The organism is Agromyces tardus, from assembly GCF_003710805.1.
Taxonomy (GTDB): domain Bacteria; phylum Actinomycetota; class Actinomycetes; order Actinomycetales; family Microbacteriaceae; genus Agromyces; species Agromyces tardus.
Window position 1 is genome coordinate 1 of the sequence record NZ_RHHB01000068.1, and the last position, 18453, is coordinate 18453.

16 protein-coding genes are annotated in these 18453 nt (G+C 73.7%); 6 read left to right on the forward strand and 10 right to left on the reverse strand.

Annotation, left to right across the window (positions count from 1 at the left end):
* The coding region (locus EDM22_RS18255; RefSeq protein ID WP_122938515.1) for an ABC transporter permease at window positions 1-1684 on the forward strand (1684 nt) is incomplete at its 5' end.
* 42 nt (window positions 1685-1726) lie between these two features.
* On the opposite strand, the gene EDM22_RS18260 is transcribed toward EDM22_RS18255, so the two are convergent.
* The 4 genes from EDM22_RS18260 to EDM22_RS18275 are packed head-to-tail and all read right to left on the reverse strand — an operon-like array spanning window position 1727 to window position 4953.
* Entirely contained in the window at window positions 1727-2182 is a 456-nt protein-coding gene (locus tag EDM22_RS18260; protein ID WP_122938516.1) for a pyridoxamine 5'-phosphate oxidase family protein, read from the reverse strand.
* Window positions 2175-3590 carry an MBL fold metallo-hydrolase RNA specificity domain-containing protein gene (locus EDM22_RS18265; protein ID WP_122938517.1) on the reverse strand — a complete coding sequence of 472 codons (1416 nt, stop codon included), beginning with the start codon at window positions 3588-3590 and terminating at the stop codon, window positions 2175-2177. Before EDM22_RS18265 ends, EDM22_RS18260 begins: the two co-directional genes overlap by 8 nt.
* 11 nt (window positions 3591-3601) lie before the next feature.
* Entirely contained in the window at window positions 3602-4441 is an 840-nt protein-coding gene (locus EDM22_RS18270) for a universal stress protein (protein ID WP_245989538.1), read from the reverse strand.
* 5 nt (window positions 4442-4446) lie between these two features.
* A complete protein-coding gene (locus EDM22_RS18275) occupies window positions 4447-4953 on the reverse strand; it encodes a universal stress protein (RefSeq protein ID WP_122938519.1) in 507 nt (168 codons plus the stop codon).
* Between the two features lie 151 nt (window positions 4954-5104).
* Between EDM22_RS18275 and EDM22_RS18280 the strand changes: the two genes are divergently transcribed.
* Window positions 5105-5773: a BON domain-containing protein gene (locus tag EDM22_RS18280; RefSeq protein ID WP_122938520.1), complete on the forward strand. Its 669-nt coding sequence runs from the start codon at window positions 5105-5107 to the stop codon at window positions 5771-5773.
* A 26-nt stretch (window positions 5774-5799) separates the two neighbouring features.
* Here the strand turns inward: EDM22_RS18280 and EDM22_RS18285 are convergent, their stop codons facing one another.
* Both EDM22_RS18285 and pheA read right to left on the reverse strand, forming a co-directional pair.
* Window positions 5800-6645 carry a hypothetical protein gene (locus EDM22_RS18285; RefSeq protein WP_122938521.1) on the reverse strand — a complete coding sequence of 282 codons (846 nt, stop codon included), beginning with the start codon at window positions 6643-6645 and terminating at the stop codon, window positions 5800-5802.
* A gap of 1 nt (window position 6646) precedes the next feature.
* Window positions 6647-7606, reverse strand: coding sequence for a prephenate dehydratase (gene pheA, locus EDM22_RS18290; protein WP_122938522.1), 960 nt, complete (start codon window positions 7604-7606; stop codon window positions 6647-6649).
* Between the two features lie 82 nt (window positions 7607-7688).
* On the opposite strand from pheA, the gene EDM22_RS18295 reads away from it, so the two are divergent.
* From EDM22_RS18295 to EDM22_RS18305, 3 genes are all read left to right on the forward strand, one after another.
* Window positions 7689-8981, forward strand: a complete 1293-nt coding sequence (locus EDM22_RS18295) for a DUF445 domain-containing protein (protein WP_122938523.1) — start codon at window positions 7689-7691, stop codon at window positions 8979-8981.
* A 63-nt stretch (window positions 8982-9044) separates the two neighbouring features.
* Window positions 9045-10679, forward strand: a complete 1635-nt coding sequence (gene pgm / locus EDM22_RS18300; protein WP_122938524.1) for a phosphoglucomutase (alpha-D-glucose-1,6-bisphosphate-dependent) — start codon at window positions 9045-9047, stop codon at window positions 10677-10679.
* Window positions 10680-10787: 108 nt separating this feature from the next.
* Window positions 10788-11498 carry a galactosyltransferase-related protein gene (locus tag EDM22_RS18305; protein WP_170964203.1) on the forward strand — a complete coding sequence of 237 codons (711 nt, stop codon included), beginning with the start codon at window positions 10788-10790 and terminating at the stop codon, window positions 11496-11498.
* On the opposite strand, the gene EDM22_RS18310 is transcribed toward EDM22_RS18305, so the two are convergent.
* Both EDM22_RS18310 and EDM22_RS18315 read right to left on the reverse strand, forming a co-directional pair.
* A complete protein-coding gene (locus tag EDM22_RS18310; RefSeq protein ID WP_122938526.1) occupies window positions 11447-12742 on the reverse strand; it encodes a nucleotide disphospho-sugar-binding domain-containing protein in 1296 nt (431 codons plus the stop codon). The genes EDM22_RS18305 and EDM22_RS18310 overlap by 52 nt on opposite strands.
* On the reverse strand, window positions 12739-14895 hold the full coding sequence (locus EDM22_RS18315; protein ID WP_122938527.1) for a glycosyltransferase: 2157 nt from the start codon (window positions 14893-14895) through the stop codon (window positions 12739-12741). The genes EDM22_RS18310 and EDM22_RS18315 overlap by 4 nt, the downstream gene beginning before the upstream one ends.
* A 135-nt stretch (window positions 14896-15030) precedes the next feature.
* On the opposite strand from EDM22_RS18315, the gene EDM22_RS18320 reads away from it, so the two are divergent.
* On the forward strand, window positions 15031-16236 hold the full coding sequence (locus EDM22_RS18320; RefSeq protein WP_170964204.1) for a polysaccharide pyruvyl transferase family protein: 1206 nt from the start codon (window positions 15031-15033) through the stop codon (window positions 16234-16236).
* Between the two features lie 34 nt (window positions 16237-16270).
* Here the strand turns inward: EDM22_RS18320 and EDM22_RS18325 are convergent, their stop codons facing one another.
* Window positions 16271-17647 carry an amidase domain-containing protein gene (locus EDM22_RS18325; RefSeq protein WP_122938529.1) on the reverse strand — a complete coding sequence of 459 codons (1377 nt, stop codon included), beginning with the start codon at window positions 17645-17647 and terminating at the stop codon, window positions 16271-16273.
* Window positions 17648-17750: 103 nt separating this feature from the next.
* Window positions 17751-18453: MFS transporter (locus EDM22_RS18330; protein WP_138708135.1), on the reverse strand; the 703-nt coding region annotated here is incomplete at its 5' end.

The following is an 18453-nucleotide window of genomic DNA, read 5'->3' on the forward strand; positions in this document are numbered from 1 at the left end:
CGGGACCCCGACGGCCGCCGCGGCGGCGACGGCCGCGGCGCCCTATCCGGCCGCGACCGAGGCGGGCCGCCCCACGCTCGCGGGCCTGCTCGGCCGCCAGGTCGTGCACGCGCTCGTCTCCTACGCCCGCTCGGTGCTCACGCTCATCTTCTCGTTCGGCATGCCGCTCGTCTGGCTCTGGCTCATCGGACTCGTCGCCGGGAATGCGGTCATCGACGAGCAGACCGGGCTGCGCGTGATGCAGTTCGCCGCTCCCACGGCGATCGCGATGGGATGCCTCTTCTCCGCGTACCCCGCCGTCGCGACCTCGGTCGGCGAGGCGAAGGAGCGGCTCGTGCTCAAGCGCCTGCGCGGCACGCCGCTCCCGACGCTCGTGTACGTGCTCGGGCAGACGGTCGCGGCATCCGTCGTGGGCGCCGTGTCGGTGCTCGTCACGATCGGCGTCGCACGGGTGTTCTACGACGTGCGGGTGCCGCCGGAGTCGGTCGGGCCCATGGTCGTCACGATCCTGCTCGCGCTCGCGACGTTCAGCACGCTCGGCGTGGCGGTCGCCGCCCTCGCCCCGAGCGCCCGCGCCGCCGAGGCGATCTCGATCGGAACCGCCGTGTCGCTCGCGTTCATCTCGGGCATCTTCATCGTCGGCGCAGGACTGCCCGAGTGGATCGAGCGGATCGCCGACGTGTTCCCCCTCAAGCCGTTCGTCACCACCCTGCAGGAGCAGTTCAACCCCTACTCGACCGAGTCGGGGTGGGATGCCGCCGCGCTCGCCGTGATCGCGGCCTGGGGCGTCGGCGCCGCCGCCGTGGCCGTGCTCGCCTTCCGTCCGGTGCCGGGGCGCCCCCGGCGCGGCCGCGCCGCGGGAGTCGTGCGGGAGCCGCCCGTGGACGCCATGGCACTGCGGGCGACGGTGGCCACGCCGTCCGCGATGCGGCGCGTGGCGGCCCAGGGCGGCGCGGCCCTCCGTATTATGCTCCGCCGCCCGGGCGACCTGTTCTTCGCGATCGTCGTGCCGCTCGGGCTCTTCCTGCTGCTCATCACCATGCAGCGCGACACGCCCGATCTCGACGTGCCCACCCTCGTGTCGACCACCGCGGCGAGCATGGCGACGTGGGGCGTCGCCGTCGTCGCCTTCATGAACGTCGCCGACTGGTCGGCACGCGCCCGTGAGACGGGGGTGCTCAAGCGCCTGCGCGGCACCCCGCTCGACACCCTCGAGCTCGGGATCGGACGAGGCGCCGCGAGCCTCGTGCTGTCGTTCGCCGTGTGCGCGGTGCTCCTCGCCGTGGGCGCGATCGCCTACGGGATGCGCGTGACGCCGGCCGGCGCCGCCGTCGGCGCGCTCGTGGTCACCATGGCCGTCGCGGCCTTCATCGCGTGCGCGCTCCTGCTCACGGCGCTCGTGTCGAGCGCCCGGGCGGTGGGCGCGCTCGCGCTCGTCATCCTCTTCACGCTCGCGTTCTTCTCCGACGTGTTCCTCGTCGGCGGCCCCGAGTGGATGAGCGCCGTCGGCCGGCTCTTCCCCCTCGCGCACCTGCGCAGCGGGCTCGTGCTCGCGTGGCATCCCGACGGCACGACGATGCCGTGGGCCGACCTCGGCGTCCTCGCCGCGTGGGCCGCGGGAGCGGGGCTCCTCACGTGGCTCGTGTCGCGGCGCGGCCGCGTTCGTCGCACCTCGGCCTGCTGAGGCTGGCGCGGGTCGGGTTCGAGCCGGTCGGGTTCGAGCCGGTCAGTCCGACGAGGACTGCGTCGGATCCTCGATCGTGCCCGATGCGCCGCGCCGGAACATGCGCCCGTGCACCTCGGTCGGCGTGATGCGCACCCAGCGGTCCTTCACCTCGGGCGCCCACGGCTGGACGCCGAGTCGCTCGGCGTGCTCGATGTCCCACGAGTGGTCGAGCTCCGCCGCGTGCCCCTTGACGACGACGCTGAAGGCGTCGGCATCCGTGAACCCGTCGACCTCGAACGCGACGCGCTCGTGGATCGTGAGCTCGACCAGCTTCGTACCGGCTGACGTGCGGAACACGATCGTGCCGTCGTCGACCTTGTGGTTCACGGGGAAGATGTCCACGTCGCCCGCCGCGGCCATCGCGATGCGACCGAACGGCGCTGCCGCGATGCGCTCCCAGCACTCCTCCTCGGTGAGCGCGCGGGTCGGCGGGTGGTCTCCGGCACCGTCAGACATGGTGGGCTCCCTCTCTCTCGTGGTCGCGTACGGCCGGTGTCCCCGTGCCGAGGTCCACTGTCTCACCGTGCTCGGGTACGCGCACGCGCCACCCGAGCTCGCGCTTGATCCGGGCGCGCAGGGCATCGGATGCCGCGGGCTCGCCGTGCGTGACGAAGGTCGCCGCCGGCGCTGCCGGAGCGGCACGCAGCCACGTCATGATGCCGTCCGCGTCGGCGTGCGCGGACATCGACTCGATCGAGACGACCTCCGCCCGGATCGGCACGTCCTCCCCGAAGATGCGCAGCGACCTCGCTCCGGTGAGCAGCGCGGCGCCGCGGGTGCCGCCGGCCTGGAAGCCCGTGAGCACGACGGCGTTGCGGGGATCGGGTCCGTAGGCCTGCAGGTGGTGCAGGATCCGGCCGCCGGTGATCATGCCGCTCGCGGAGATCAGCACCATGGGCCCGCCGCGCAGGTTGAGCAGCTTCGAGTCGTCGACCGTGCGAACGCGCGTGGCGATCGAGTACATGCGCTCGAGTTCGCTCGCATCGAGGCGGTGCTCGTCCGGGTACCGCTCGTAGATGCCGGCGACGTCGACCGCCATCGGGCTGTTGAGGTAGATCGGGATGTCGGGGATCTCGTCGCGGTCGCGCAGGCGCGAGAGGTGCAGCAGCACCGTCTCGGTGCGCCCGACCGCGAACGCGGGGATCATGACGACCCCGCCGCGCTTCACCACCCGGCGGATCACCTCGCCGAGCTCGCGCTCGGGGTCGTCGTCGGGATGCGCGCGGTCGCCGTAGGTGGACTCGGTGACGAGCACGGAGCACGCCTCGAGCGGCGCCGGCGGACGCATGAGCGGGTCGTCCTCGCGGCCGAGGTCGCCCGTGAAGTGGATGACCCCGCCGTCGACCGTGAGCCGCACCTGTGCGGCGCCCAGGATGTGGCCCGCGTGCACGAACGCCGCCTCGATCCCCGGGGCTGCCGTGATGCGGTGCCCGAACTCGACGGCCCGGAACTGCCGGATCGCCCGCGCGACGTCCTCGGTCGAGTAGAGCGGCGTCGGTTCCCGGTGCACCGACCAGTGCCCGCGCGCCGCGTGCTGGGCCTCCTCCTCCAGGAGATGGGCGCTGTCGGCGAGCATGACGCGAGCGAGGTCGCTCGTGCCCGGAGTGGCGTAGACGGGCCCGCTGAAGCCGTCGCGAACAAGCGCCGGCAGGTAGCCCGAGTGGTCGAGGTGCGCGTGCGTGAGCACGACGGCGTCGATCGACTCGGGCGGCACGCCCAACGTCGCGCGGTTGCGCTCGCGCAGCACCTTGTAGCCCTGGAAGAGCCCGCAGTCGACGAGCACGCGCGAGTCCCCGGAGTCGACGACGTAGCGCGACCCGGTGACGGTGTCCGCCGCGCCGAGGAAGCGGATGCGGTACGACATGCCGGCCTCCGTCAGCTCGCGGTCCGCACGACGATCGTCGGCGCGGTGACGGTGAGGAGCACCGAATGGCTGACCGAGCCGAGCAGGAACCGGGCGACGGCGCCCGCGCCGTGGCCGCCCACCACGAGCACCGAGGCCCGGGTGCCGATGGCCGCGAGCACGTCGGCCGCGCTGCCCTGCTCGAGGCGTCCGGTCGGCCGGGCGCCGAGCCCTCGCGCGTACTCGACGGACTCGTCGAGCAGGTCGCGGTGCATCTCCTCGAGCAGGCGCTGGTCGCTCGTCGCCTCGTCGTACGCCGACTCCCACGCCGCGGGGACGAGCCACGCGTGCACGATCTCGAGCTCCTCCCCGAGGCGCTCCGCCTCCTGCGCCGCGAACTCGATCGCCGCCATCGAGGCCGCCGACCCGTCGGTGCCGACGACGACGCCCGAGCGGGTCGCGTCGCCGAGGTCGGCCGGGATCACGGCCACGGCTCCCCCGCGCCCGTCGCGGCCCGCGAGGCGCACGCCGAGCGTCCACCGCGAGCCCCGGCCGTGTCGCGCGTCGCCGACCACGATGAGCACGCCCGGTCCGGCGTAGGCGCCGAGCTCGTTCACCGCCGTGCCGTGCACGGTCGAGGTGGTGAGGTGCAGGCCCGGATGCTGCGAGCGGAGCTCGTCCGCGGCATCCATCAGCCGGACCCGCTCGGCGGAGAGCTCGCCGCCGGCCCGGAGGTACTCGCTGGAGGTGGCGCTTCCGGGCAGCACGTGCACCACGACGACGGGGACCTCGCCCGCGCGGGCGGCCGCCCATCGCAGTGCCGACTCCGCGGCTGGCGTTCCGTCCCACCCGACCACGATCCGCTTGAGCATGGGGATCACCGCTCCGTTCCGTCTGCGTCCTCGTCATCCTCGCCGGCGCCGCCCGCGTCCCGGTCGTGCACCACGAGCACCGGGCACTTCGCGTGCTCGGCGCAGGCCGCACTCACCGATCCGAGCAGCAGGCCGGTGAAGCCGCCGTGCCCACGGCTGCCGAGGACGAGCATCTCCGCGTCCTCGCTCGCCGCGATGAGCACGGGCGCCGCACGGCCCTCGACGGCGGTCTGCCGGAACCAGCCCGGCCGCTCGGCGCCGAAGACGGCCTCCGCGGCGCGGTCGAGCACCTTCGTGGCATCGTCCTCCGGCGTCCAGTCCATGAGCGGGTAGTACCCGCCGTAGACGAACGGCGGCATGTGCCAGACGGCGATCGCCTCGACGGGCCGCTGCATGCTCTCGGCGAGGTCCAGCGCGTAGTCGAGCGCGTCGAGCGAGGACTCCGACCCGTCGATCCCGACCACGATGGGGGCACCGCTGCGTACGGATGCGTCCACCCTGAGCTCCGACATATCGTCAGCCTGCTCTGCGCCCCCCGGCACGCTGGGGCCGAAGGTCACATGACGAGACCGCGGGCGCGCCCGGCCGCCCGGGGGACCAAGTGCCCGCATCGACGGCCCCCTCAGGGGCGACACTCGAAGGGCGCAACGAAGGGACGGCATCATGAGCGGCTCGAGGTCCATGACCGATCGGGAGGTGCAGCTCTGGGTCCAGGAGGAGCTCGAGTGGACTCCGGGCCTCGACTCCGCCGGCATCGGCGTCTCCGTCGAGGACGGCGCCGTGCGGCTGTCCGGCCAGGTGGCCGGCGCGCACGAACGCAGCGATGCGATGCGGGCCGCGGCCCGCGTGCAGGGCGTGACGACGGTCATCGACGACCTGACGGTGCGTCCGCCCGAGGGCTCGCAGGCGGTCTCCGAGGAGGAGCTCGCGGCCGCGGTGCGGCAGGCCATCGCATGGGTCTCCACACCGCCGAACTCCGTGCACGCCGAGGTGACCGGCCATCACGTGCTCCTGCTCGGCGAGGTGCCGTGGAACTTCCAGCGGGAACGCGCACGCCGCGTCGTCGAGCGCGTGCCCGGCGTCGTCTCGGTCGAGAGCCGCATCGCGCTCATCCGTCGCGCGTCCGCCGAGGACACGGCGGAGCGCATCCGGCACGCCCTCGTGCGCACCGCGACGGTCGACGGGGAGCACGTGCACGTGGCCGCGGAGGGCACGAACGTGGTGCTCACCGGCCGGGTGCGGTCGTGGCTCGAACGGTCCGAGGCCGAGACGGTCGCGTGGGCGTCGCCGCACGTCGAGCACGTCGAGAACCGCATCGTCGTCTCGCCGTGACGAGCGGCACCGGCCGCTCCGCGAGGTCACCGCGCGCGCAGCCGAGCGCCGATCACGACGAGCGCGCCGATGCATCCCCCGACCGCGGCGATCGTCGCCGCGCCCGCGACCGTCGAGGCGAGGTAGTCGAGCCGCACGGGCCAGAGGTCGTCGTACGTCGGCTGACCGAAGTAGGTGACGCTGCCAGCCGGCTCCGGCTGCCAGCCGACCGACCACGTCGCGATAGCGACGCCGACCGCGGCGATGATCGCGAGCACGATGACGGACGGGTCGCGGAGGGCACCCGCGACGGCGCGCGCGGTCCCGGCCTGCCTCGGCGCGGTGCGGGCTCGCCGGACTCCCGAGACCGCGACGAGCACCACGAGCCCGATCACGCCGATCTCGATGAGGGATGGGGCGATCGAGAACGAGGTGACCTGCACCATCACCGCCTGGTCGATCGTGCCGGTGGGCTGGATGACGCGCACGCTCGTCACCGCGATCCCGACGAGCACCGATCCGGTCGCGATGACGCCGGCGGCGACGATCCATGCGGCGATGAGCCACGGCCGCGCACGATCCGCTCCGACCCGGCCGAGCGCGCCGGCCGTGCGGCCGGCCTCCGCCGCGGTCGCGACCTGCGCATCGGGTGCTCCGGATGCAGGCTCGTCCTCGACCTCGGCATCCGGTGCGCTGGGAACGGCACGGGCACCGGCGCCGGCACTGGTGCCTGCACCGGGGTCCTGCTGCGCCTGCGCCGCGCGCGTCGGGGCGACGGGCCGCGCGGGGCCCGGCGCGGGCCGGGCGGCATCCGTCGGCGGCTCGTAGCCGCGCTGGAAACGGGGGTCGAACCTCGGGTCGAACCTCGGCTCCCTCGCCGCCTCGCCGGCCATGTCAGTCGCCCTCGGGCTCCCCGCTCAGGATGCCGCGCAGCCAGTCGCGTGCCTCGATGAAGATCTCGTCGTCGTACTTCGAGTGGTACTCCACCTCACGGCGGTCGGCGCGCGGGTACGAGCCGAGGAAGATGACGTTGGGGCTCGAGCGGCGCAGGCCCAGCAGCGCGTCGGCGACCCGCTCGTCTTCGACGTGCCCGTCGAGGTCGACCACGAAGCGGTAGCGGCCGAGCTCGTCGCCGATCGGCCGGGACTCGAGGAGCGACAGGTTCACGCCGCGGGTCGAGAACTGCTCGAGCATCGCGAGGAGCGATCCGGGCTCGTCGTCGGGCAGCTCGACGATGAGGCTCGTCTTGTCGGCGCCCGTGCGCGGCGGGATCGCGCGCTTGCGCGTGACGAGCACGAACCGGGTCACCGCGTTGGGGTTGTCGCCGATCTGCTCGGCGAGCACCTCGACGTCGAGGTGGTCGACGATGCCGGGCGGGGCGACCGCGGCATCCGCGTTGCTGCTCTCGAAGAGGGATGCCGCGGCCTGCACGTTGCTCGTCGCGGGGATGTGGCCGTGGTCGGGCAGGTTCGCCTCGAGCCACCGGCGCGACTGCGCGTAGGCGACCGGGTGGGCGTTCACGACGTGCACCTCGTCGAGCGCGGTGCCGGGACGGGCCACGAGCACGAAGTTGACGGGCACGAGGTACTCCCCTGCGATGCGCAGGCCCGGCACGGTCGCGAGGGCGTCCTGCGTCGCCGAGACGCCGCCGTCGACCGAGTTCTCGATGGCGATCATCGCCGCGATCGAGCGGCCGCTCGTGACGTCGGCGAACGCCTCGCCCACGTTGTTGACCGAACGCCAGTGCTTGCCGGCCGCCTCGGGCACCTGCTTGAGCGCCGCCTCGGTGAAGGTGCCGGCCGGCCCGAGGTACGAGTACGTCTCGTCGGGTCGTGGGGGTGCGGCATCCGTCATGCGCCAAGCCTAGCCAGCGCCGGACGACGGAGGGTCTAGCGTCGAGACCGACGGCAATCCCGAGGGGTGAGGGGGTCGGCTCATGACCGTGATCGACGAGACGGGGCCCGCCACCGCGCGCACGGTGCCGACCGACGCCGAGCGGCGCGCGGCGCTCGTGCGCATGAAGCGCGTCGCGACGGGGCTGCTGCTCGGGGCCGCCGCCGTGTTCGCGGTGTCGTTCGCGCTGCAGGACACCGTGCCGTGGATGGCCTGGGTGCGCGCCGCGGCCGAGGGCGCCATGGTCGGCGCGCTCGCGGACTGGTTCGCGGTGACCGCGCTGTTCCGGCATCCGCTCGGCCTGCGGATCCCGCACACCGCCATCATCCCGAACCGGAAGGACGAGATCGGCGCGGCCCTCGGCGCCTTCGTCGAGGACGAGTTCCTCTCGGATGCGGTCGTGGTCGGCAAGCTCCGCTCGATCGGCATCGCGAACCGGCTCGGCGAGTGGCTGCGCGAGCCCGGGCACGCCGAGCGCGTGACCGCCGAGATGTCGGTCGCCGGACGCGGCGTGCTCACGCTGCTCGCCGACGACGACGTGGCCGACGTGATCGAGCAGCTCGCCCGCCGGCACCTGCTGGAGCCCGAGTGGGGGCCGCCCATCGGGCGCGTGGGCGCGCGGCTCATCGCCGCCGACCAGCAGCGCGGGGCCGTCGACGCGATCTTCGAGCGCGCTGAGGGATGGCTCGCCGCCCACCCCGAGGCGTTCGGCAGCATGGTGTCCGACCGGCTGCCGCGCTGGCTGCCCGGGTTCGTCGGGCGCGTCGTCGACGACCGGGCCTACCGCGAGGCGCTCGCGTTCGTGCGCAACGTGCGCGAGGATCCGCGGCATCCGCTGCGCGTCGCGATCGACGGCTGGCTCGCCGAGCTCGCCGACGACCTGCAGCACGACCCCGCCATGATCGCGCGCGTCGAGCAGCTCAAGGCCGACCTCGCCGACAGTCCGCGGCTGCGCGAGTTCGCCGGGGAGACCTGGTCGTCGATCAAGGTGTCGCTCGGCGAGGCGCTCGACGACCCGGCGAGCGCCCTGCGCTCGAGCCTGCGCCAGGCGATCCTCGAGGTCGGCACGAGGCTCGCGACCGACGCCGAGCTCGCGGCAAAGGTCGACCTGTGGGTGACGGATGCCGCGGCCTACGTCGTGCGGCGGTACCGCCACGAGATCGCCGGCGTCATCACCGAGACCGTCGAACGGTGGGACCCGCGGGAGACCACCGAGAAGCTCGAGCTGCAGGTCGGACGCGACCTGCAGTACATCCGGATCAACGGCACGGTGGTGGGCGCGCTCGCCGGGCTGGCCATCTACACCGTCGCCACCGGCATCCACTCGCTGTTCTGACGGCTGCGTGTGAATGGGCCATCGGGGCTCCCGCGGGTCGGAGCCGAGTGCCAGACTGACTCCATGCACGAGCGAGCGGGAACACCGGCGACCGAATCCGACCTCATCGACGTGGATGCCCTGCTCCGGGCGTACTACGACCTGCATCCGGATGTCTCGGTGCCCGAGCAGCGGGTCGCGTTCGGCACCTCGGGCCACCGCGGCTCATCGCTGGGCACGGGCTTCAATGAAGACCACATCCTCGCCATCACGCAGGCCATCGTCGACTACCGCACCGCGCAGGGCATCACCGGGCCGCTGTTCATCGGCGCCGACACGCACGCGCTGAGCGGTCCCGCGCAGACCACGGCGCTCGACGTGCTCGTGGGCAACCGGGTGCGGGTGCTCGCCGACCAGTACGACGACTACGTGCCCACGCCGGCACTGTCGCACGCGATCCTCAAGTGGAACAACGACCCCGCCAGGCGCGCCGAGGGCGAAGCCGACGGCATCGTCATCACGCCGAGCCACAACCCGCCGCAGGACGGCGGCTTCAAGTACAACCCGCCGCACGGTGGCCCGGCCGACTCCGACGCGACCACCTGGATCGCGAACCGCGCCAACGAGCTCATCGCCGCCGGCCTCCACGAGGTGAACCAGGCCGAGCCGTCCGCGGTCGAGACCTACGACTTCCGCGGCGAGTACGTCGCGGACCTCGCGAACATCATCGACTTCGACGCGATCAAACGCAGCGGCATCCGCATCGGCGCCGACCCGCTCGGCGGCGCGTCGGTGGGCTACTGGGGCGCGATCCGCGACTACTACGGCATCGACCTCACCGTGGTCAACGAGAAGGTCGACCCGAAGTGGGCGTTCATGACCCTCGACTGGGACGGCAAGATCCGCATGGACCCGTCGAGTCCTTCGGCGATGGCGTCGGTGCTCGCGAACCGCGACGGCTTCGACATCCTCACCGGCAACGACGCCGACGCCGACCGGCACGGCATCGTCACGCCCGACGGCGGGCTCATGAACCCGAACCACTACCTCGCCGTCGCGATCGAGTACCTCTTCACGCACCGTCCCGGCTGGCGGTCGGATGCCGCGATCGGCAAGACGCTCGTCTCGAGCTCGATGATCGACCGCGTCGCCGACGCGCTCGGGCGCCGGCTCTGGGAGGTGCCGGTCGGCTTCAAGTGGTTCGTGCCCGGACTCATCGACGGCTCGGTCGGCTTCGGCGGCGAGGAGAGCGCCGGTGCGTCGTTCCTGCGCAAGGACGGCACGGTGTGGACCACCGACAAGGACGGCATCCTGCTGTGCCTGCTCGCATCGGAGATCCGCGCGGTCACCGGCAAGAGCCCGTCGCGGCTCTACGCCGAGCTCGTCGCGCGCTTCGGCGATCCGGCCTACGAGCGCACGGATGCCGCGGCATCCCCCGCGCAGAAGTCGGCCCTCGGCAAGCTCGACGGCGATGCGATCACGGCGACCGAGCTCGCGGGCCAGCCGATCACGGCGAAGCTCTCGGCGGCGCCCGGCAACGGCGCGGCGATCGGCGGCGTCAAGGTCGAGAGCGCCGACGCGTGGTTCGCGGCCCGGCCGAGCGGCACGGAGGACGTCTACAAGATCTACGCCGAGTCGTTCAAGGGCCCGGAGCACCTCGCGAAGGTGCAGGCCGAGGCGAAGGAGATCGTGGGCGCTGCCCTCGGCGCCGCCGGCTGATCCCCTGTGCGGGTCGAGGAGGCGCGCAGCTCCGTCTCGAGACCCCGGCGATCCACGCGCCTGTCAAGGCCGTCCCACCCGCCCAGCCGCGCACCCTAGAGTGACGTGGTGAGCAATCTGGTGGTGATCCCGTGGCGTCCCGCGCCGTCGCGGGTGGACGCGTTCGAACGACTCCTCGACTGGTACGCACGGGAGCTGCCGGAGTTCCGCATCGAGACGATCGACTCGGATGACGACGTGTTCGTGCTCGCCCGCACCCGCAACCTCGCGGTGGCCGGCCTCGCCCACCCCGACGAGGTGATCGTCATCAACGACGCGGACACGCTGCCCGAGCCCGCCGCGCTCCGCGAGGCCGTCGCCGCCGCGCCCGGGAGCGGCCGCGTGCACCTGCCGTACGACTCGTACCACTGGCTCGGCGCCGAGGGCTCGTCGGAGTTCGCCGCCGGCACGGCGCCGGCGGAGTGCAGCTACGTGCTCGTGAACGGCGCGTGCTCCGGCGTGTACGTGACGACGCGGCGCACCTGGGAGGCGCACGGCGGACAGGACGAGCGGTTCCGCGGCTGGGGCTTCGAGGATGCCGCGTGGTACCTCGCCCACGAGACCCTGCTCGGCGCTCCCCCGCAGCGTCACCACGGCCGCGTCTACGCGCTGCACCACGTCGGCGAGCAGCGCGCGGGAGCGCAGTACGACCGCAACGCAGCCCTCATGGAGCGGTACCGCGGCGCGGCCGGTGACCCCGCGGCGATGTCCCGCCTCGTGGCCGAGGGTCAGGCCGTGAGGGCCGCGAACGCGAGCTCGGAACCGGGCGTCGCGGCCTGACGCGCCGCCGCGGCATCCAGCCGTGCGCGCGCCTCGGGGCCGACGTGGAGCACGCGCTCGAACGCATCGGCGAGCTCGTCGACGGTGGCCGCGTTCGGGTCGAGCGCCACGCCGAAGCCGCTGCGCTCGATCGCGGCGGCACCCGCGAACTGGTCGGTCGACAACGGCAGCACGATGAGCGGCACGCCCGATCCGACTGCCTCGGTGACCGAGTTGTTTCCGCCGTGCGTCACCGTGGCGGCCGCGGCCGCGAGCAGCCGCACCTGCGGCAGGTAGTCGCGCACGAGCCAGTCGGCCGGGATGTCGCCGAGCTCCGCGGCATCCGTCGACCCCGTGGCGATCGCGAGGCGCACGCCCCGTGCGCGTGCGGCGTCGGCCACACGCCGCAGCACGTCGCCCCGCACCGACAGGAAGCTCCCGAAGCTGACGTAGGCGAAGCGCCCGGCGGTGGCGATCCAGCGCTCGATGTCGGGGTCGACATCCTCGACGCGGCGCGCCGACCCGAGGAAGCGGTGCGGCGGCAGGAGCGAGCGCCGCTCGTCGTCGGCGAGCTCCTCCGGGTAGTTGTAGAGCACGAGCGGTCCGTGCTCGGCGAAGGCGTCGGCCGTGGGCGGGAACGCCGGATCGAGCTCGCGCGCGGCGCGGTTCCACTCCTCGGTGAAGCGGGCGGCGACGCGATCGCACAGGCGCCGGAGCTCGTCGAGCTCACCGGCGTCGGGCCGGAACGCCTGCGGCCACGCCGGCGGGACCCCGTAGACCTCGTCGCCGACGGGAAGCGCGCTCGGATGGCCGAGCACGACGTCGCCGTGCGGGATCCGTGCCGTCGTGAGCCCGAGCCGCGCACTGAACGCGAGGTGGTCGACGATCACCTGGTCGGGCGCGATCTCCTCGACGATCCGCTGCGTCGCGCGGGCGGCGTCCACCGGCTGCCACATCAGGTCGACGAGCCGCTCGGCGGCCTGGTAGCGCAGGGTCGGCACCGCGCCGCGCCGGGTGGCGTCGAAGAAGCCCCGCAGCGACTCGCCCTCGTCGACCGGCTGGTCCTCCGCCTTGATGACGCCGGGGTTCGAGCCGCGGCCGAGGCGCAGGTCGCGACGTTCGAAGCCGAATCCGTCGACGATGCCCGCGGTCGCCGGGCCGCTCGCGACCACGACGCGCTCGCCCCGATCTCGCCAGGCCGTGGCGAGCGTGGCGAGCGGGAGGAGGTGCGAGGCGTAGTCCGGGCTGATGACGAGCAGCGTCATCGAGCCGGGTCCACTCGTTCGAGCAGGGCCGCCTCGTCGCGGGCGACGCCGCGGTACACCCCGCCGAGGGCGCCCGACATCCGCCCGATCGTGAAGTTGTCGTGCACCATCGCGCGCGACCGTCGAGCGCGTGCGTCGTCGCGCTCCGCGGCTGCCGCCGTGAGCGCGACGTCGAGTGCGTCGTGCAGCCGCGCGCGGTCCCACGTGGCGGTGAGCACGCCGGTGACGCCGTCTTCGATGTACGTGGCCGGGCCGCCGCCGTCGGGCGCGACGACGAGAAGCCCGGTCGCCATCGCCTCGAGGAGGGCGATGCCGAACTCCTCCTTGATGCTCGCGCAGGCATAGACGCCGCCGGGCGCCGACAGACCGGGCAGGCCCACGCGGGCGGCGGCGATCCAGCGCGCGGCGACGTCGTTGGGGCGGTGCCCGGGCAGCAGCAGCCCGGCTCGCGCGCGTTCCGGTTCCGGCACGACCTGGTCGATGCGGTCGAGCTGTTCGCGTTCGTCGGGCGAGGGGTGCGCGACGTCGCCGCCGATGATCAGCAGGTTCGCGCGCTGCGCGAGGGAGCCCGTGGCCCACGCCTCCACGAGCGCGGCCATGCCCTTCACCCGGTGCAGGCGGCCGACGGTCACGATGAGCGGCAGCTCGCGTCGCTCGGGCGGGAGCTCCTCGACGAGCGTGCGCAGCTCGCGCAACGCCGCCACGGGCTCGCCGCCGCGCGCGTGCGCCGTGGCCTCGGCCACGGCCCGGTCGATCGTCGCCAGGTCGACGCCCTCGGGCACGATCGTGTGGCGCTCGGCGTGCGAGGTGAGGTCGATGCCGACCAGTCGCCGCATGTCGTCCTGCAGGCGCGGGCGCGGGAAGAGCACGGTGTGGGCGGCATTGGCGGCCAGCCGCTGCACCAGCCGCGTGCGGAACCAGAAGTGCTCGGCGTGGTCGGTGCGGCCGAACTGGGCCCGCGTCAGCCGGCCCGAACGGTCGAGCGACTCGATGACGGCGTGCGGATCGGGAGCGACCGTGAACACGACCGGGATGCCGAGCTCGCGCGCGACATCCGCGGCCGCGAGGCTCCCGATGTCGGCCATGCGCAGGTGCAGCAGGTCGACTCCGCCCGCGGCGCGGAGGATGCGACGGATGCCGCGCCGCGTCACGACGCGCAGCGGCCATGCCGAGGCGGAGGGCATCGGGTCGCGCAGCAGCGGCACGCGCCCGTAGACGTGCCCGCTCTCGCCATGCTGCATTGCGAGGAGGTCGGCGGTCGCCTCGCGCACGGACCCGCGCGAGAGGGTGAGCACGCGGTCCACTCCCGTCTCGGGGTCGCCGACGAGCGCGTCGCCGAGGCGCACGAGCAGCGTGGCGATGCCGCCGTTGTCCCCCGCGCCGGCCGAGCTCAGGAGCGGGTCGATGTCGGCATGCAGGAAGAGCTGCGCGACCGTGAGCCCCTCTGTGCGGCGCGACGGGGGCTCGGCCACGGCGTCGAGGTCGACGAGGGCGAGCCGGGCGACCTCACCGAGCAGTCCGTCGCCGAGGGCGAGCTCGTCGAGCAGGTCGACGAGCCGAGGATCGGGCGTGCGCTGGCCGATGGCCGCCACGGCGGCGACGCGCACGACCTCGGGCTCCGCGGCATCCGACGCCGATCGCAGCAGCGGCGCCGTGGCGATGGAGTTGCGCACGAGGCCGAGCGTCTCGACGAGGCGCGCCCGGGCCTCGGGCTCGTGCACGCCGAGGAGGGCGCCCTCGATGCCGACGACGAGCTGCTCGGCCGTGGTGCCCGACCACTGCTCGAGGGTGCGCTGCGCGAGCATCCCGGCGAACCCGCCCTCGACGACCATGCCGAGGAGCCGGCCCATCGCGTCGGCGCGCGGGAGGCCGGAGCCGAGCGCCCACGCGGCATGCTCGCGCAGGAAGAGCCGGTCGTCGGAGAGCAGGCGCACGAGCATCCGGCCGGCCTCGCCGTCGAACACCTCGGCGAGCGCGTGCGTCGAAGCGATTGCGGCGAGTTCGTCGTCGCCGCCGAGCGCCTGCGCGAGCACGCGGATGGTGCGCACCCCCGGGTCCCGTCCGGCCTCGAAGGCCAGGTCGTCGGCGAGTCGCATGGCGTCGACGATCGTCGGCGCCTGGATGACGGCATCGAGCGCGGTCTGGACTCCCACGGATGCACCCCCTCGGTCGCTGCGCGAGCGCTGCGGCCGGCGGCGGCATCCGTTCGTGCGCTCTGGATGATACTTGTGCAGGTTGTACGTTCGGCTCGCCTTGACAAACGGGTGCCGGGAAAGGCAGGGCAGCGGATGCGGATCGTCGTGATCGGAGACGTCGGCGTGGTCGACGGCATGATGCACATCGGCGACGAGGCGATGTTCGACGCCCTCGTCGAGGCACTGCGCGCACGCGGCGCGAGCTCGATCGTGGGGGTCTCGAGCGATCCGCCGGAGACGGCGGAGCGCTACGGGATCGAGGCCGTGCCCCCGATCGGCTTCACCGGTGGCCGCGCCGACATGGAGGCACGATTCGCGGCGGTGGCGCGCTGCGCCGCGGGCGAGCGGGCGCTTCCCGCCGACGATCCCGCATGGGGCGTCATCGACGCGGTCGCGGGGGCGGATGCCGCGGCGATCGCCGGCGGCGGCAACATGGCCTCGAACTGGCCGATGCACGTCTTCGAGCGGGCGGCGCTCGGCGTCATCGCCGAGGCGTTCGGGCGCCCCCTCGTCGTGACGGGGCAGACCCTCGGGCCGCGGCTCGATCCCGCCGAGCGCGAGCTCGTCGGCGGACTGCTGCGGCGCGCGCGCCTCGTCGGGGTGCGCGAGCACGCGTCGGAACGGCTCGCACTCGAGCTCGGCGTCCCACGCGACCGGCTGGCCGCCAACCGCGACGACGCGACGTTCCTCGGCCTCGGCACCGGCGGCGGCCTCGGCGGCACCGGGACGGCCGTCGCGCCGATCCTCGTGAGCCTCTCGCTCCACCTCGGCGGACTGCCGCGGCCGCAGGCGGTCGCCGGACTCGCCGCCGCCCTCGACGGACTCGCCGAGCGCGCCGGTCGCCCGATCGTGTTCCACCCGCACTTCGGCTCGCTCGACCCGAGCCGTACCGCGGGCGACGAGGTGCTGCACGACGAGGTCCGAGCGGCCATGCGCGCGCCCGCCGAGGCGCTGCAGCCCGGCGATCCGCGACCCGCCGCACGACTCGCGCGCGGCGCCGCGATGCTCGTCACGAGTCGCTACCACCCGGCCGTGTTCGCGGGCCCGGGCGGGGTTCCCGTCGCCGCGCTCTCGGCCGACGACTACACCGCGGTGAAGCTCCGCGGCGCCACGGGCTGGTGGGACCAGCACGGCGTCATCGACCTGGCTGCGGCGGTGTCCCCGAGCGGGGCCGATGCGCTCGGCGGCGCGTGGGACACCCGCGCGCAGGCGCAGGCCGACGCGGCACGGCTGCGCCCCGCCGCCGAGGCGGCGTCGGCGGCGTGGTTCGACCGCGTCGTCGAGGCGCTCGGCGGCTGACGACGCACGATCGGTCGCCGTCAGGGGTGCGCGCTCAGTTGAGCGAGAAGTAGGTGACCGAGCCACCGCCGGTGGCGAGCGCCTCGTCGACGTCCCAGTAGTCGGCATCCTTGGTGTGGCCGCCGACCCAGATCCTGGTGCCGGCGTCCGTGTGCTCCACGCGGGTCACGACGGCGGTGTGGTCGCGGTCGCCCGAGGAGTCCCAGTCGAACTGGGCGATGTCGCCGACCTTGACCTGGTCGCGCTGCGAGTCGTCGAGCGGGGTCGCGAGGTCGGGCCGTGACAGCAGCCAGTCGCGCATCGCGGTCGAGCTCGACCAGGCCGGGCCCATGGCTCCCGTCGCGGCGTCGTAGTACCACGTGCCGTCCATTGCCCAACCGCGTGCGACGAGGGACTGGCTCGCGAAGTTCGCGCAGTCGACACCGCTCAGGACGGTGTACTGGGCGGTGTTGTAACTGCTCCAGTAGGTGAGCACGTAGTCGACCTGCGCGTTGATGCGCTCGTCGTCGGTGATGGTGAGCGTGAGGGCCTGCTGTGTCGTGCCGGCGGGGCGCACCGAGGCGTTCGCGATGCCGGTGAGCTCGGTCGTCACGGCCGACGGCCCGACCGAGGCGGCGGCGGATGCCACGGGCGTCTCGATGTCCACCGGCCGGCCCGAGGCATCCGTGAACGCCACCTCGACCGCGCCGCGCACGGCGTCGTCGACCGCGGGAACCGCGAAGGTCACCGCATCGGCGGTCGCCGACACGATCGGAGCCGGGTTTCCGCCGACGCTGACGCCGGTGACCTCGTCGAGGTGCTGGCCCTGCACGGTCACCTGCGTGCCGCCGGTGAACGGAGCCGCCGCCGTGGAGAGGCCGCTCGTCACGACGGGCCCCGCGTCGGCCTGCGCATCGATGGCCGACACGAGCTCGTCGGCGGCCGCAGCCGCGACGGGGTCGACCGGCTGCGCGTTCGAGCCCGATGCGGCGCCCGCGGCGACGGAGGTGGTCGCGCGGGCCTCGTCGGCGGATGCCGCGGCCGCGCCGAACGCGCTGCCGCCGAGGATGACCGTGGCGCACCCGAGCGCCGCGATGCGGCGGGCGGCGGCCGCAGACGGGCGACGGTTGCCGATGGGCTCGGCCCGGTGGCGCGGCGTGCCATGGGTGCCTGCGGGGCGAGCGCCGCGCTGGTCGGAGCGGTGCGCGGGGCTGGTCGGAGTGGCGGGGCCGGTGGGATCCGCAGGGTCGGTCGGGGTCGCGGCGGCCGGATCGGCCGCGGAACCCGGATCGGCGGGGGAAACCGGATCAGCCGGAACGACCGGTTCGTCGGCCGGGTCGCCGGCGGCGAGGCCGAGCGCCGCGACGGCGGCGGGATCGGGTGCCTGGAAGGAGGCACGGCGGATCGAGGGCAGGCTGAAGAGCTGGGGCACAGGTAGGGGGGTTTCTGTGTCGGCGTTTTGGGGGACCGAGACAGCCCATCACGCTACTTTGTGAGGATCCGTCGCGTTGACTGGGAGGAGCGTGGGAGCGCGTTCAGGTCGCGACGCGCATGCGGCCGCGCGGCAGGGTGAAGCCCGCGATGGCGAGCGGCACGAGCACGAGGATCGCCACGACGTTCACTCCCGCGTACCCCGCGGTGCCCAGCACGACACCGGAGAGGGCGGCGGATGCGGCCGCGGCGACGTTCATCGTGGCATCCGTCGCCCCCTGCAGCGGCACCCGGTGCGCAGGATCGACGGTGGTCGTGAGCAGCATGGATCCGCCGATGAGCCCGGCCGACCACCCGAAGCCGAGGAGCCCCAGCGCGAGCGGGAGCAGGAGCATGTCGCCCGGCGGGGCGAAGATGCCGATGAGCGCGGCGGCGAGCAGCAGCACCGCGCCGCCGGCGATCACGAGCACCGGACCGATGCGGTCGGCCAGCCAGCCGAAGAGCGGGCTCGCGCCGTACATGCCGAAGATGTGGATGCTGACGACGATGCCCACTGCGAGCAGCGATGCGCCGTGCGCCGTCATGTGCACGGGCGTCATGACCATGATCCCGACCATCACGGTGTGCGAGCAGACGATCGCGAGGATCGCGAACCGCGGGATCGGCTCGCGCACCGCGGTGCGCAGGGCGTGCCACGATCCGGTCGGCTTCGCGGCGGCGGGCGCCGCGGACGCAGCGGCAGCAGGGGCCGGCGCGGGAGCGGGCGCAGAGGCGGACGCCGGTGCGGGCGATGCGGCGGGCGCCGTG